The 15,804-nt window shown below is 40.1% G+C and carries 14 protein-coding genes; 5 read left to right on the top strand and 9 right to left on the bottom strand.

Annotated features, from left to right (window positions below; all coding sequences use genetic code 11):
• Positions 1-36 precede the first annotated feature (36 nt).
• The 5 genes from GSQ19_RS04315 to GSQ19_RS04295 all read right to left on the bottom strand — a co-directional run bounded on the left by GSQ19_RS04315 (position 37) and on the right by GSQ19_RS04295 (position 3,840).
• Positions 37-852 carry a DUF1838 domain-containing protein gene (locus tag GSQ19_RS04315; RefSeq protein WP_011321562.1) on the bottom strand — a complete coding sequence of 272 codons (816 nt, stop codon included), beginning with the start codon at positions 850-852 and terminating at the stop codon, positions 37-39.
• A 21-nt stretch (positions 853-873) separates the two neighbouring features.
• On the bottom strand, positions 874-1,083 hold the full coding sequence (locus GSQ19_RS04310) for a hypothetical protein (protein WP_011321561.1): 210 nt from the start codon (positions 1,081-1,083) through the stop codon (positions 874-876).
• 117 nt (positions 1,084-1,200) lie between these two features.
• Positions 1,201-2,394, bottom strand: a complete 1,194-nt coding sequence (locus GSQ19_RS04305) for an AbrB family transcriptional regulator (protein ID WP_011321560.1) — start codon at positions 2,392-2,394, stop codon at positions 1,201-1,203.
• Between the two features lie 377 nt (positions 2,395-2,771).
• On the bottom strand, positions 2,772-3,110 hold the full coding sequence (locus GSQ19_RS04300) for a hypothetical protein (protein ID WP_011321559.1): 339 nt from the start codon (positions 3,108-3,110) through the stop codon (positions 2,772-2,774).
• A 271-nt stretch (positions 3,111-3,381) separates the two neighbouring features.
• Positions 3,382-3,840 carry a pyridoxamine 5'-phosphate oxidase family protein gene (locus tag GSQ19_RS04295; RefSeq protein WP_011321558.1) on the bottom strand — a complete coding sequence of 153 codons (459 nt, stop codon included), beginning with the start codon at positions 3,838-3,840 and terminating at the stop codon, positions 3,382-3,384.
• A gap of 869 nt (positions 3,841-4,709) precedes the next feature.
• Here GSQ19_RS04295 and GSQ19_RS04290 point away from each other — a divergent pair.
• Both GSQ19_RS04290 and metK read left to right on the top strand, forming a co-directional pair.
• Positions 4,710-7,718, top strand: coding sequence for a cation-translocating P-type ATPase (locus tag GSQ19_RS04290; RefSeq protein ID WP_011321557.1), 3,009 nt, complete (start codon positions 4,710-4,712; stop codon positions 7,716-7,718).
• Between the two features lie 110 nt (positions 7,719-7,828).
• The gene (gene metK, locus GSQ19_RS04285) at positions 7,829-9,013 is read left to right on the top strand and encodes a methionine adenosyltransferase (RefSeq protein WP_011321556.1); all 1,185 of its coding nucleotides are present in this window, start codon (positions 7,829-7,831) and stop codon (positions 9,011-9,013) included.
• A 27-nt stretch (positions 9,014-9,040) separates the two neighbouring features.
• Here metK and GSQ19_RS04280 read toward each other — a convergent pair whose 3' ends face one another.
• The gene (locus GSQ19_RS04280; RefSeq protein WP_011321555.1) at positions 9,041-9,832 is read right to left on the bottom strand and encodes an ABC transporter ATP-binding protein; all 792 of its coding nucleotides are present in this window, start codon (positions 9,830-9,832) and stop codon (positions 9,041-9,043) included.
• 155 nt (positions 9,833-9,987) lie between these two features.
• Positions 9,988-11,025 carry a FecCD family ABC transporter permease gene (locus GSQ19_RS04275; protein WP_011321554.1) on the bottom strand — a complete coding sequence of 346 codons (1,038 nt, stop codon included), beginning with the start codon at positions 11,023-11,025 and terminating at the stop codon, positions 9,988-9,990.
• A gap of 615 nt (positions 11,026-11,640) precedes the next feature.
• On the opposite strand from GSQ19_RS04275, the gene GSQ19_RS04270 reads away from it, so the two are divergent.
• The gene (locus tag GSQ19_RS04270) at positions 11,641-12,042 is read left to right on the top strand and encodes a response regulator (protein WP_011321553.1); all 402 of its coding nucleotides are present in this window, start codon (positions 11,641-11,643) and stop codon (positions 12,040-12,042) included.
• On the opposite strand, the gene GSQ19_RS04265 is transcribed toward GSQ19_RS04270, so the two are convergent.
• The gene (locus tag GSQ19_RS04265; protein ID WP_011321552.1) at positions 12,005-12,409 is read right to left on the bottom strand and encodes a Na-translocating system protein MpsC family protein; all 405 of its coding nucleotides are present in this window, start codon (positions 12,407-12,409) and stop codon (positions 12,005-12,007) included. The genes GSQ19_RS04270 and GSQ19_RS04265 overlap by 38 nt on opposite strands.
• A gap of 1,420 nt (positions 12,410-13,829) precedes the next feature.
• Between GSQ19_RS04265 and GSQ19_RS04260 the strand changes: the two genes are divergently transcribed.
• A complete protein-coding gene (locus GSQ19_RS04260; protein ID WP_011321551.1) occupies positions 13,830-14,300 on the top strand; it encodes a tetratricopeptide repeat protein in 471 nt (156 codons plus the stop codon).
• A 70-nt stretch (positions 14,301-14,370) separates the two neighbouring features.
• Complete coding sequence (locus GSQ19_RS04255) at positions 14,371-14,577, top strand: hypothetical protein (protein ID WP_011321550.1); 207 nt, start codon at positions 14,371-14,373, stop codon at positions 14,575-14,577.
• A 175-nt stretch (positions 14,578-14,752) separates the two neighbouring features.
• On the opposite strand, the gene trpC is transcribed toward GSQ19_RS04255, so the two are convergent.
• On the bottom strand, positions 14,753-15,595 hold the full coding sequence (gene trpC / locus GSQ19_RS04250; RefSeq protein WP_011321549.1) for an indole-3-glycerol phosphate synthase TrpC: 843 nt from the start codon (positions 15,593-15,595) through the stop codon (positions 14,753-14,755).
• Between the last annotated feature and the right edge of the window lie 209 nt (positions 15,596-15,804).

The raw sequence follows: 15,804 nt of genomic DNA, 5'->3' as shown, positions 1-15,804 counted from the left end.
CTGCTGAGTCTGGAGTAAGATATTCTTCCTCCTGCTTCACACTTCTTCATCTGCGGGGAGGGGAAAGATGTCGCCTGCTAGGTAAGCCTGAAAGTGCTTTTGGAAGTATAGCCAAGAGGTCATGTCTTCGCCGTCTGAGAATGTTTTTGGGGCTTGTTTATATAAAGGAACGCGGGTATTAATTTCCTCTTGTAGTATGTGGGGTAATTCTGTTAAACCGTTAACTTTACTGCCAAAAGCACTATAGATAAGATTACCTGGGCGATCGCCCATTTTCATCCAAGGCAACCATTGACCGATTCTATCCCAACTCAGTCTTAGCTGAGAAACTGCTGGCAATTCTGCGTTAAATAAATCTGCGGTGGGGACAGTGAGTTTAAATAATTCGGCGGCTTGATAAGTGGGATAGGGGCTATATTCAGCAAATTGTGTTTCTTCGGCGAGGGGGTTGGGGTATGTAGGAAAGATATCAAATACAAAGGTTGTCGTTTCTCCCTCTACTTGAGCCGGGAATTTACCTTGAAAGTGACCTTGTACGGGATTATTGGCGACATGGAGAACTGGAACTGTCTCCCCTGTCCAAGGATTTTCCCATTTACGTAAAATCTCGTCGTTTTCTGGGTTTAAGTAATAGGTGAGTTCCCTAGAGGTAAAATCCCAGTTCCCCTCATCTGTAGGTAAACATCGACTAACGCTGACTCCCACCATTTTAAATAGGAGTTTTCTTTTTTCTCCTGGAATGAAGGCATAAATTTTCCCTGTCCAGGTGAGGAATGTGGATTGATTAGGGTCGAGGGAAGAGCGAGTTTTCACCCAATGCAGTGCATCTAGTTCTTGGATTTGGGCAACCATTAACTTGTTTAACCACTAAATTTAATCGTCTAATAAACTCATCAATGCTTGAAATTCCGGGTCTGGCGGTTCAGATAATTGCGATCGCAATTCTAGCAACTGTGTCTCTAATGCTTGTGCTACATAGAGCATATTAGATTCTTGGGCAATTTTCAGTTGATTTTCTTTAATTTTGATTTGTCGCAGCAGTTGATTTACAACGGAAGTTGCATCCCTATCATGAGAAATCATAGCTTTGCGTCTACTTAAATTTGATTATCAAATTTTAAGTACATAGTATAGATGGTATTAGCCCAAGGCGGAAATAGTAGTTAGTGCTGAATCCTCGGTAAATAATTATTTAATGTTCTATTTTGTCGCTTTAGCTTCCCGTAATCCATCAAAGTGACGGAATAAAAATAGCCACAATGGTAAAGAACTGTTAATGGCTATCAGCCTCACTAAATGGCCTGTTGTGACGACTTCCACATTGTGATTTAAGCTTAAGGAAACTAGTATCATTTCTGCTGATCCGCCTGGCGCTGTGACTAATAAACAAGTCAACCAGTCCCATGAGGATAACTGCATAGCTAGAGTAGCAGCGATCGCTCCTGCAACCAAGGTCATGAATACAGACATCAAGGCGTAACCTACGGTTTTTTTACCAAAATTAGGTTTTTCCCCCCAATATTCACCAATGGTTATTCCCAGGAGCATTTGACCGATAATATTCACCAATAGTGGGGGATGGAAGTGAATATGACTGACAAAAGGCAAGTAATCTAGCACAGAGTTGAATGTTGCACCCAGAACTAATGCACCAAAAAACTCTCCGGCCGGAATCTTAAATGTTATTGCTAGATAAACAATGATTCCTGTGAGTACCAGCACAACTGCCAATAATCCCAGTTGTGATGCGGCAAAATCGATTAACACTCCTTTAACTGGAAGTGTGGATGAATTCAAATAACCACCAACGGATGTTCTAGCAATAAAGGGAATGAGTAGGACTACGGAAGTAACACGAATCGCCTGTACTAGTGCTACTAATGTGACATTACGATTATAGTCGGCGGCGATCGATGACATGACACCTACACCGCCAGGAACTGTAGCCAACATTGCCGTTAATATGTTGGTTTTACTTAAGCGGGAGTAGATATAGCCAATGCCAATACCAGATAACAGCAAGAATAAGGTGAGAAAAATAAATATAGGAATTCCCGAAACAAGACTAACTAGATTACTATTGGCATTTGATGCACCAACCGTCAGTCCGACTAGTCCCATTCCTACTTTTCTGGCGACGCGATTAGGCTGGGGAGAATAGTTATAAAAAACTCGGCATCCTTGCAGAACTGCTGTTCCGGCGGCAATTCCCCCAAATATCCAAGAAATTCCGCCAAAATGCAATTTTGTTAATGCCCAACCCAGAGGTAATGCTAGCAGCATTTCTATAGTGAGGACGATAATCTGCTTGACAATTAACTGCAATTTGGCGATTAGAGGACTGGCGTTATTGGTTTCCTTCTGGGTAGGACTAATACTTAAACTTTGATTCATTGACGGGGGTTGCTTAAATTATCTTAACTATGTACTTAAAAATGGTGCGATGCCTGTGGAAATATTTACGGTTGGATGTAACCCTATTGCTGAGAATGGGCAAATGCTACAAAACTAAGTATAAAATTTGTATTTCATAACACAATTAAAAAAGAAAATGCAGCATTAATCAATATTAGTTTATATATCCTTGGGTAACATCATCTTGGCTATAAGCATCTGTTTTGATTCTTGTTAGCTTAACCTGGGCGGATAAAAAACTCTACCCACAAGGGAGGTATCAAACCAGATCCAAAACAGCTAACAACAGACAGAGGGACACAATATGTTGTATACCTCCGTCTGTTGATATTGCTGTCAAGAACGATGGGAGATGCTTAGTCTTCGTCTAAAGCTGGAAATATTTCTTCAAACTTCCACAATTCATCTTTGTTGTTGATAAACCACGTCCGAGTTTCTGGAGTCAGTTGACTCCAAACAATTTCACTGGAAATACCCGGTGAAGCGTAGCGATATTGCTCACCAAGTGATTTGAGATTCTCCGCTACGTTATCGCTCATGCCAAATTCTTGCCAGTCTACTTCTACGTATCTGCCTGATACTCCACTGGCAGGATCAAAAACCAATTGTGCTGTTCTGATTAAATCAGCAAAGTGTGTTGGTTTTAAGCTGGCTAATTGCTGAATCTCGATTGATTCGTCATGTTCTTGAGACATGGTTTCTGGAGTAAACAAAGGTATTTAACTGGAGAACTTACTGCCAGAGATTTTTATGTCAATATCTCTAAGTTTAGCGCAAAGTGATGGGCATGAGTTTAGGTGTGTAGGTGGATAATGGCTACTTAGTTAAAATCTAGGATTCATACTTAATTACTTCAATATAGGTAGGAGAAGCACTGCGTTGGTGTTCGCGTAGCATCTCCCCCGTGAGAAACTGCTGAAAGGATTCACGTTGATCATTATCCACCCTCAGCTAGGGCTTGGTTTATTAAATGTTTTGTGCTAGACCACTCATACTTTTTGCATAAAAATTAGATGGGTCATCCCAATAATCAACTCTTTTGATATTCACTTGCAGCAAAGCAATATCTGGTTCATCCAATCCTTGAGGAAACCAAGTTTCCAATTCTGATTTCCATCGTGCTTGAATTTTTTGACGTTCCTTTACTAGTTCTGCTGTAGCTGAAATAGAAATAAAGCGTTGCTGATTTGGTGATGAGAAATTCACATTCACCTGTTGACGGTGTTCAATTTCCAAAACTTTGTGAGAACTGGCTGAGGTAAAAAACCAGAGTGTCCCTTCAGCATCAATATCACCATTGAAGTACATCGGGCGACTGTGCAAACTACCATCATCATCGACGGTAGTTAACATGGCGTAATCCATGTCTGCAATGAGTTCTTTTAACTGTTGAACTTGTTGGTTACGATTTGTAGAAATTGTCATCTATTTATTTACTCTATGTCGTCTGTTTTTTTATGATTTTTGGGCTTTCAAGCTATTTACTAGTAGTAGCATTTTTATTTAAAAATTATTTCAAGCTCAAGGTATAATTTAGTCAAGAATTAACTGCTTATTATCTTTCTTTAGTTACTTGTTTGTGGAAATTAATCATGATATGTAGTCAATGCCTAATTTCTCTAGAGATGAAGAAAATTATATTTAATATCTATGAAGATGACTCTGTAACTTTAGGCTGATGGAAGCAGTAATTTATTTAAGTACTGTTATATATGATTAAAGCTTGATGACCGAACAAAAAAAGGATGCAAGCCCCTCTCTGACTTCGCGCTAAATTTATTTATGGCGAAAAAAGAAGTGAAACAACATTAATTCAAGCCCCCGAATAAATCCGGGAGGTCTTTAATTTTGAATTTTGAATTTTGAATTTTGAATTGGAGCGTAAAGCCTGCGGCATAGCTTCGCTTAACGCGTAGCGTCTCGTAGAGAAGCGACTTGACGCTTTGCGGCTTGCCGCAGTCATCAGAACTTTTCCAGACAGAGTGGCGCTGGGTAGGCGGAGTTTAATCCCTTGTTCATGGATTGCAAATATAAATTTGGAAGTCTTAACAGTTGCTATTATCAAAAAGAGTATGCTTAATAACTATAATTAAGTAGAACAAGGTAAACAATTAAAGGTTTGTAGTGATAACTAAAGTTCTCAGAAAAGGACTAAAGTCTTTACTAAGAAATGAGTCCTAGTATTTTTACATTGCTTAACATAGTTTAGTTTTTTCCGGTGGTTCTACTTAATCAGAAGGGGCTACATATCAAAGATTACATTTGTTCAGGGCGTTACAGGAGTAGACATTGCTGTGATTCAAGCAATACATACCAGTGTCAAAGGGAGAGCTAGATATAAGGTAAAAGAACTTTATCATTCCCTATCTCTCAAGGAATATTTGGAGCGATCGCTTGTCAATCAACCAGAAATAATTGATGTTTCTGCTAATATCTCTACAGGTAATGTGCTTGTATTTTTTTCACCAAAATATAATTACAAGCAGATTGCCTATTTGATTGATGAAGTTATCTTAAATTACCAAAAAAGTAATCAGCAAGTCCAGCCATTTACATCTCACAAAATTGTTAAGAAAACTCAACGAATAAGTGGTGTTAAGCAACAAAAGATAGAGAATTGGCATCTTATGCCGGCAAGTACAGTTGTGGATACCTTCAACACCTCTGCATTAGGGTTATCCAGTGAGTCTGCTGCCGCTAATTTGCGTAAATATGGGGCGAATGTGCTTTCAGAAACGGAGGTACGTTCTAGTTTAAGTATCTTGGTTGACCAGTTCAAGTCTTTACCTGTGGCTTTGCTGGGTGTGGCGGCTGGGGTGTCGGTTTTTACTGGAGGGTTGATTGATGCTGTAGTTATTTTGGGTGTGGTTGGTGTAAATGCGGTGATTGGCTACGCTACAGAAACTCAGTCAGAACGCATCATTCACTCTCTCAAGCATCAAGAACAAACGTCGGCTTGGGTGATGCGAGATGGCAAGGCGCAGGAAATTCCTGTAGATAATGTAGTTTTGGGCGATGTTTTAATTCTCAAACCGGGTAGCTATGTAGCAGCAGATGCCAGACTGATTGAGGCAGATAATTTAAGTATTGATGAATCGGCCTTAACTGGTGAAAGTCTCCCTGTCAGTAAAAATACGGCATCTTTGACAGGTGAGGATGTACCATTAGGCGATCGCCTAAATATGATTTATCGGGGGACTTATATCACCGGGGGTCAAGGATTGGCGGTGGTTGTAGCCACTGGGCAGTTTACGGAAATGGGACACATCCAAACTCTGGTAGGTGCAGCCAATGCTACAGAAACACCCCTGGCCAGACAACTAGACCAGGTGGGGAGTCAATTGGTAGTGATTGGGATGGGTCTTTGTGGTCTGGTGTTTGGGATGGGGGTGATGCGGGGATATGGTTTGGTGCAGATGTTGAAATCATCCATATCCTTGGCTGTGGCAGCCGTTCCCGAAGGTTTACCAACAATTGCCACCACAACCTTAGCCTTGGGTATCCGTGATATGCGGCGAAACAAAGTCCTTGTCCGTAGTTTGAGTGCGGTGGAGGCTTTGGGTTCTGTGCAGACAATTTGCCTGGATAAAACCGGGACAATTACGGAAAATAAAATGTCGGTGGTGGAAATTCACACCAACACGCGAGAAATTAAAGTTACAAATGGGGAGTTCATCGCTGGGACAGGAAATATTAACCCCTATATGTATGATGAACTGTTAAAGCTGATTCATGTCTCGGTTTTGTGTAATGAAAGTGAAGTGAGTCGTGTCGATGGTGAGTATGTAGTCACAGGTTCGGCGACAGAAAACGCCTTAATTTACATGGGAATTGCGGCGGGGGTGGATGCGATCGCCATAAAACAGAAGTATCCTTTACTACAAACGAATCTACGTTCCGAAAACCGCAATATTATGAGTACCATCCACGAGACTCATAACGGACATAAATTTGTCGCCGTCAAAGGTAGCCCCAGCGAAGTGGTGCAGATGTGCCAAGGGTGGATGAAGGATGGGGAGGTAGTGCCTTTAACCGATGCAGACCGACAAATGTTGGAAATAGAAAATGATCGTATGGCGGGTAAAGCTTTGCGGGTGTTGGGTGTAGCCTACAACCATATAGATGAATCCCACAACGGCAACCATGAAACAGATTTGATTTGGTTGGGTTTAGTAGGGATGGCAGACCCAATTAGAAGGGGTGCCAAAGCATTAATTGCCGACTTCCATCACGCCGGCATTGATACCGTCATGATCACAGGTGATCAAAGTCCCACAGCTTATGCGATCGCTAAAGAATTAGAATTGAACCGTGATACTCAACTAGAAATTCTCGACTCCAGCAACCTCAACAATCTCACCCCAGAAGCCTTAACTGCCCTCAGCGACAAAGTAGATGTATTTGCCCGTATCAGTCCCAGTAATAAATTGCAAGTAGTCCAAGCTTTGCAAGGTGCAGGTAAAGTCGTCGCCATGACTGGTGATGGCATTAACGATGCCCCCGCCTTAAAAGCTGCCCAAGTTGGTGTGGCAATGGGTAAAGGGGGAACCGATGTCGCCCGTGAAGTAGCAGATATTGTCCTGGAAGACGACAGACTGGAAACCATGATTATCGCCGTTAGTCGGGGACGAACGATATACAACAACATTCGTAAATCTGTGCATTTCCTCCTAGCGACCAACCTCAGCGAAATCATGGTCATGACCACCGCCACCGCCGTAGGTATTGGCGAACCCTTGAATGCAATTCAACTACTCTGGCTGAACTTAGTTACAGATATATTCCCTGGCTTATCCCTAGCGATGGAAGCCCCAGAACCAGAGGTATTAAGTCAACCACCCCGCAACCCAGCAGACCCAATTATCAAAAAATCCGATTTTGGCAGAATCACCTTTGAGTCCGCCACCATATCTGCAAGTACCCTAGCCGCATACGGTTACGGCATCCTCAAATATGGTATTAGTCCCCAAGCCAGTACCATCGCCTTCATGGGTTTAACCACAGCCCAACTACTACATACAATTAGTAGCCGTTCCGAAAAACACAGCATATTTAGTCCAGAAAAACTCCCACATAACCCTTATCTCACGGCGGCGGTTACAGGTTCCTTTGGGCTGCAACTATTAGCTGTAGCCGTCCCACCCCTGAGAACTTTATTAAAGATTACCCCAATTAATCTGGTTGATGGTGCGGTAATTGGTGGTAGTGCCTTACTACCCCTGATTGTGAACGAAGCAACCAAAAATACTGGCGCAAGCAAGATAAAAAAATATCCAAAATGTAGGGTGCGTCAGTATAAATAATGTCTGAGTATAGTTATGGTCTATCACACTGACGCACCCTACCAAATCATCAATTTCGGATAATTTATTTTTTGGTGTTCCCTAATATTCCCCAATCCCCAAGGTGAATTATGAAAAAAGATTTCATGTTTACATCTGAATCTGTAACAGAGGGGCATCCTGATAAACTGTGTGATCAGATTAGTGATGCGATCGTCGATCGCTTTTTACAACAAGACCCATACGCTAGAGTTATTACCGAATGTGCTGCGTCTACAGGTATTGTATTTATCGCTGCCAGATTTGAACCTAATACTAATGTTGATTTTACAAACATAGCCAGACAGGTAATTGATCAGGTTGGTTATGAACAGACGGAATTTAACGGTAAAAATTGTAGTATCTTAACCAGCTTAAAAGAACTTTCTCCTAATCCATATCACTTATTTAATGAACACAAACTATCAGATGCAGAAATAGAACAAATTACTGTCACTAACCAAGCCACAGTTTTCGGCTTCGCCTGTCATCAAACCCCTACTCTCATGCCATTACCAATCTGGTTGGCACACAAATTAGCTAGACAAATCAGTGAAGTTAGAAGACAAAATCTTTTAAGTTATTTAACTCCTGATGGCAAAACTCAAGTAGGTGTTGAATATAAAAATCGCCGACCTTATAGAATCCATAGTATTACAGTCATTGCCAGCCAAAATAAAGCGGGGAAGCCGGACTTAAAGCAACTACAAGACGATATTAGAGAAACGGTAATTTATCCTGTATTTGACGATGAAGAAATTAAACCAGATGAAAAAACTAGAATATTTATCAACCCTGATGGCCCTTTTATAGTTGGCGGCCCGGCGGTACATTCTGGTTTAACTGGGAGAAAAAATGCCATAGATACCTATGGTGAATATTCTAAACATAGTGGTTCGGCTTTAAGTGGTAAAGACCCTATCAGAATAGATAGAGTGGGTGCTTATGTCGCCCGTTATGCTGCTAAAAATATAGTAGCGGCAAACTTGGCTGATGAATGTGAAGTACAACTGAGTTATTCTATTGGACTGGCTAGACCTGTAAGCGTGCAAGCAGAAACTTTTGGGACAGGTAAAATCTCAGATGAAGATATCACCGTCTTATTAGAAAAGCATTTTGATTTTCGTTTAGCAGGTATTCTGAAGGAATTTAATTTAAGACATCTACCCTCATTAACTAAAGGGGGATTTTATAGAAAACTTGCTGCTTATGGTCATGTCGGCAGACAGGATATCGATTTACCTTGGGAAAAAATAGATAAGGTTGGTTTGTTTTGAACTTTACTAAAATTACTGATAAATATTCTATTCAATTTGTTTGTTAATTGGCGCTAAGGGACAAATTTGCAATCCTACAGGAGTATTCAAGATAGCAACTTCCACGCCTAACACTACAGCTAAATTTTCGGGTGTAAGAACAATTTCTGGTTCTCCTAAAGCAAAAATATTACCTTGATAAAGTAGAGCAATTCGAGAACTATATCTAGCAGCTAAGTTGATTTCATGTAAAACCGTCAAAATGGTAATGCCTGGCTTTTGATTCAGATTTTTTAGTAGTTCTAATAGTTCTAATTGATAGCGAATATCTAAATAAGTTGTGGGTTCATCTAATAACAAAATTTTCGGGTCTTGTGCCAAAGCTAATGCTAAAAAAGCTCTTTGTCTTTCGCCACCAGAAAGTTGTTCTACTAAACGTTCCTGATAGCTTTCCATCTGAGTTAAATGTAAAGCTTCGGCTACTTTTTCTCTATCTTCTACATTTAATTCCCATTGCCACCAAGGTTGGTGTGGGGTGCGTCCTAATGATACCAATTGCCTGACTGTTAACCCTGGAGGGATTGCTTGCTGTTGGGGTAATAAGGCTAGTTTTTGAGCGACAATATTGGCGGGCTGAGTATGAATTGCTTTCCCATCTAATAATACTATTCCTGTTTGGGGAATTAACAAACGACTCATGAGTTTGAGTAGGGTAGATTTACCAGAACCATTCGCACCTACTAAACTCAACCACTCACCTTTTTCAATTGCTAAGGAGATGTTCTTAACTACAGTTTTTGCTGTATATCCACCTGTTAAGTTTTGCGTTTCTAGAGGCATATTGACAATTCAAAATTCAAAATTCAAAATTCAAAATTAAGAAGGCCTTCCTTAAAGCCTTAATTTTTCCTTTTCATGGGTGATATAGCTGGGGACTGGGTGAAAAGTCTCGTTGTTTCTAGGTTGTATCATCCATCTATTGATGTCCTAGCAGTTCAAATTCCGCTTTGACGACGATAAAGTAACCAAATAAACAGGGGAGAACCTAGCAAGGCGGTGACGGAACCGACTGGGAGTTCTACTGCACCCAAGCGGGAAAGTAAGTCTGCAATGGTCATGACTAATGCACCTCCCAAGGCGCTGAGTGGTAAGATGGCGCGATAATCTGTGCCTACTAGTAAGCGGATACCGTGGGGTACAATTAGACCAACAAAACCAATCAAGCCACCAATACTAACAGCACCTGCGGCTAATAGTGTAGCAACCCCGCCGATGAAAATGCGCGATCGCCCAAGGGAAACTCCCAAACTTACGGCTAATTCATCCCCCAGGTTTAACAAGTTCACTGATCGCGCTAATAAACATCCCAAGACTAATGCCACACTAATATAAGCACCAGCAGTAGTCACTTCTGTCCATCCCCGGCCATTTAAACTGCCAATCAGCCAATTTAAGGCGGCCTGTATCCTGCCATCTTCTGTTAACAGCAGCAAAACAGATTGTATCGCCCCAAACATGGCGCTTACTGCCACACCACCCAAAATCAGCCTTTCTACAGAAATACCATCTCCAGTCCTGGCTAAAAAATAGACAATAACCGTCGTCAGTACTCCCCCAACCCAGGCCGCCAGGGGAACCCAAGCTAAGAATACCCCTAAACTAAACATGGCGATCGCTACCAAACCCGCACCCGCAGAAATCCCCAGTAAAAAGGGGTCGGCTAGTCCGTTGCGTAACATTCCCTGAAGCAGAGAACCTGACATTCCCAATGCTGCACCCACTAAAATCGCCGCTATAGTCCTCGGTAGGCGCAAGTCCCAAAGAATGGTTTGATAAATTTGCTCTCCCTGTCGCCAAATCGCTAGCCACAATTGTTCTGGTGTCATGGGGACAGCACCAAAAGATAAAGAAGCGCCTACTGCCAAAAGGAGAACAACAACTAAAAATAAAGTAGCTAAAAATACCCGTGCTTCATTTCTAGAAGCAGCGCTAACATTCTTGAACATTTTTTGCTGTCGCTGCTTTAGTTTCATGGATGAATCTGGACTGCTGATAATAGATACTTGACTTAATCTAATATCAAATCGATAGGAATGAGAATAATTATAGTTGAGTACCTGTGTCAAGAGTCTGCTGTTGTAGAAGTGATGAACCCTTAGCAACTTATGCTATCAATGTTAACTCTCCTCCATAGCGATTGGTAAGGGATGGTTACCTATTTTAGTGCTGGCGATCGTTGCTGTAATTACTGTTATGCAAGTTGTTCAAGATTTGTATCAAAGCTGTCCTACTACACGTTTAGTAGCTCCAAAAATATGGTATTAGATTGAGTACTTGGTAATACTGACTAAATTAATACATAGAAAAGTTGCAATTACCACTTGACTATGAATGAATTTAGAATCAAGATATTACATTGATGTACTTACTAGCTTGTTACAGTTTACCCTCAGCATCAGCGTAAATATTCAACCTAGTCGAGAACATACGAGCCAGTAATGTCAAGCCGCATTCAGCCGCCTGAAGTCAGCCTCGTACATTCATAAATCACTTACTAAAGAATGTGACCACCAGTGAGGTGATTTATAATACTCAACCCAGTAGTCAATTTCGGGTGTAAAGCCTTGCATGAAGGGTGACTATTTTTTATGGATAGACAGCCATTGATTTTAGTTGTAGAAGAAAATCTCCATAACTTGGAACTGTTAAATTCCCATCTAAAAACCTTAAACTACGATTGTATTTGTGCCAAACAAGGAGTTAGAGCAATTATTTTGGCACAAACTCAAAGACCGGATCTGATCATACTAGATATGATACTGTCGGATTTAAGTGGTAGCCAAGTCATTAATCACCTCAAGCAAGATTCAAAAACAGCGAACATTCCCATTATTGCTGTTGTGCCTTTTATTTTGGTGCAGAATCAAGACCGTCTTTTTCTTACAGGTGCTGATGACTATATTACCAAACCATATAATTTTATTCAGTTAAATACTTTAATTAATCATTATGTTAATCGACAACATTCTTCCAGTTTACTTTTGGAATAGATTCTGGATTGCGTACTGTGGGTAACTCGTCTAAAATCACGATAATACCTGTACGACCTGTGGCTAAATTAGTATTGCTCATCAAATCGAGAATAGGCTTCCCAATCACTTTCTCGATCAGGATTTGTAGCTCTGTCTTAATTATTTTATCTAGCAATAGTCTTATTTGTTCGGCTAAAATTTCATGACCTCCATCCAACAGTGTTCGTTCAGTTTGGGTAACTGAATTTTCTAAAGAAATCACCAATTCAGAATCAAAAAAGTGACAAATAATTTGGCTGGGTCTTTGTCCTAGTTTCTCATTATATAGAGAACTGACACGTTGTGAAATCTCTCTTTCTAGTTGTCCAATAGTTGGGGTTCCCATTATTCTCTAAGTGTGATCGACAAGTTTTGTTGCTGAAGCAATCAATAAGTATTTAAGTTATATGTAAATAGAAACTACTTCTTGAATATACATTGCAAGTAGATAATGTACTTAAAAACTTTGATTCTTTAGTAGTTTAGTCACTTGTTCTCTGTACTTATTTGCTAGCTGTTTTATTTTACTATTGAAAATTAAAATTTATCCCGTGATATCATACCCTATATTTTTTAAATTTTTTATATAGAAAATATGGATATTTTATGAAGATGATGATTCAGTTATGAACTCCAATTTATTTCCATAATTTGTCCTGTGGGCAGCAGTTACCTAAATAAATGAGCTACATATATCAAATATCATAAGTACGCGCCGATGAATATTTATTATTTTGCTCTGGCAGGAGAAAAAGTCATGATTTATCTCATCCTGAGATTGACTTAAGATAATTAAGTTTATTTATGTCTTCCTAATTAATATATCAGCTTGATTGACTTGGTGAATGAGGAATAATGCGTTACATGCTAAAGAACCTGATAGATGGGTTGTTTCTGGTTCTATGCGTTTATATGCTTATTCACCAATTTTAGACTCTATTGAGTATATTTCTACTGAAGGATTGTTGGTAATGACAGCCACGGAAAACTCCAAACTCTTGTGGTGAAGATTTTCAATGTTGTGCAAGATTAAGAGAACATTGCCTATACTTCATAAGCTATTCTGTTTTTAAGTTGTACAATCCATCGTGAGGACTGTTAAATGTTAACTGTTGACCGTTAACAGTCAACAGCCCTGGTTAGTAGTTATGCAATTTAGGCGCAGATTAGCTTACCTCTAGCATATTCCACATCAATAAATATAAATCTTGTCAACATAAGGCTATTAAGATCATATCTCGCTGCTCAAAGTTGCGTGAACCTGGAAATCCTACTCAATAGGAACGAGGGTAAGCTATGACGCTTTTAAAATACATAGTCACTTGTAGGCTTTGTTGACTGCTGACGTTTGACAGTTAACCGTCAACGCTAGAATCAATTCCCCGATGGAATGTGCATTCCTTTGGCTACGGATAACAGGGACGTAGGCACGATACCTCCCCTTAAAGCTGTTTGGCTTCAGGATTATTACTACTATTTTGTAATTTTTTTATGAACCATTCATTACTGAGAATTTGCCAATCACTGATAGTCAGTTTTTGTTTTTAAAACTTTGATGTTCTAATTCCTCCCTACTTAAGGGTGCATCTGCCAATCTATGGCTCAAGAGTATTACTTAATACCAAAAATCTCATATTCATTGCTGAATTTGCCATGAACACCGAAGAATTTTTATGAGGAATTTAAAATTGACTTAAGCAATTTCCGACGAAAGTTGATACCTTGATAAAAGGAGACAATTACTGATAAACATCATTCTAAAATTCATGGATTCTTCATCAATCAATTCTTTACTTGAAGATTTGAAACATTCTGATGCTTTAGTTCGGGAACAAGCAACAAAAAAACTCTGGCGGATTTGGTTTCAACAAAAGGGAATGTATGGGTTGGAGAAAATTGATCAGAGTCAAAAATTACTGGATGCTGGGGAAATTACTGAAGCTGAAGTAATGCTCACACAATTAATCCAAGAACAACCAGATTTTGCGGAGGCTTGGAATCGACGGGCTTTTCTCTATTACAGTATGGGAGAATATCAAAAATCTCTGGCTGATTGTCAAATGGTCATTCAAATTAATCCAGTGCATTTTGGCGCACTTCATGGTATCGGTTTATGTTATGCGGCACTAGGTAAGTATGCTAAAGCTATCAAAGCTTTTAAACGTGCCTTGGAAATTCAGCCATACTCTTTAGTAAATCAAAAATTAATTTTAGAATGTACTTTCCGACTCAGCTAAAACTGATGAAGGAGGATTCAGCATCTGTGAATACTGAGTTCAACCTGAAAAAGGGACATTCTGTTATTCTATGTATCTATCACCACCTGCATTAACGGCTGTTCATCGCCCTAGTCGCCATCAATTTATTCAATATATTTCTATTTGCTTCGCTAGCAGTATGACTGCTACCTGTGCCAATAGTAATCAAGCATCCACCTCTAACTCGCAGTTAGATAAAATCACCTTTGGGACAAACTGGTTACCCCAAGCAAAATACAGGGGATTTTATAAGTAAAATAAAAACCCCTGGTTTGTCCAGGGGTCAGGGTTTCGCTGAGATAAGTAGTTGATACTACAATTTTTCCCCAGCCATTTCCTGATAACTACAAGAAATTTTTCTCCAGGGTGGTGATGGGTAATAGCTAATTGGTAATTGGTTTTTACCAATAAGTGTGCAGCAGGGGATGATATTATTTATTCCCTGTAAGCAGGTGACGTACAGCTAACTCGATATCTTGTTCTTTAATTAAAGATTCTCCGACTATCACGGCATTTGCGCCAGCTTCCGTGACTAAGGATAAGTCTGTGTGTGTATATAATCCAGATTCGCTGACGACGGTGATACCCAAGTTTTGTAGATGCGATCGCCTAGCTGCTAATAAATTTTGGGTGGTGCTGATATCTGTGGTAAAATCTTGCAGACTTTGGTTGTTAATTTCGATTAAGCGAATGTCGTCTAGTTTGAGTATCCTATCTAGTTCAGCTAAACTATGAACTGCGATTAAGGCATTCATCCCCAGAAAGTGAATTATTCGCAAAAAATCTTTCAGTTCTCTGTCTGTGAGAATAGCTGCAATTAATAGTACTGCATCGGCTCCTGCTGCTCGTGCTAAATAAATTTGGCAGGGGTCGATAATAAACTCTTTGCATAATATGGGTAATGGTACCCGTTGGCGTATAGCACGGAGAATTTCAAAACTACCATGAAAAAATGAGGTATCTGTCACTACTGATAGACAAGCTGCGCCACCTCGTTCATAAGCTTTGGCGATCGCTACTGGATCAAAATCAGCACGAATCATACCATGATTGGGTGATGCTTTTTGTATTTCTGCAATCAGGCTAGGTTGGTAAGGATTTTGCTGCAAGGCTGTCAAGAAATCCCGCACGGTTGGCGCAGCAGTTAATTGGCGTTGTAAGGAAGCCAATGACATCTGTTGGTGTAGTTGTGCAACTTCTTGCTTTTTTTGCCAAACAATTTCTCTGATAATTGGTTGCAGACGGTTGGTATTAATGGCGCTGGGATACAACATCATAACCTGCTACGAATCTGGAGAGGGGTTAACAATTCAAAATTCAAAGTTCAAAATTCAAAATTAAATACATTTTGCCTACGGTACGCGTTCAGACGGGGATTTAAATCCCGACTGGAAATAATGCTACGTATTGACGTAGCGCAAAGTCTGTAGCAAGATCCCGCAGGGTGCATCGGCTTCCGGCGTTAGCGTAGCGGTAGCGAGTC

Origin of the sequence: Trichormus variabilis 0441, from assembly GCF_009856605.1 — a bacterium.
Classification (GTDB): domain Bacteria; phylum Cyanobacteriota; class Cyanobacteriia; order Cyanobacteriales; family Nostocaceae; genus Trichormus; species Trichormus variabilis.
This window is presented reverse-complemented; position numbering and strand designations above follow the sequence as displayed.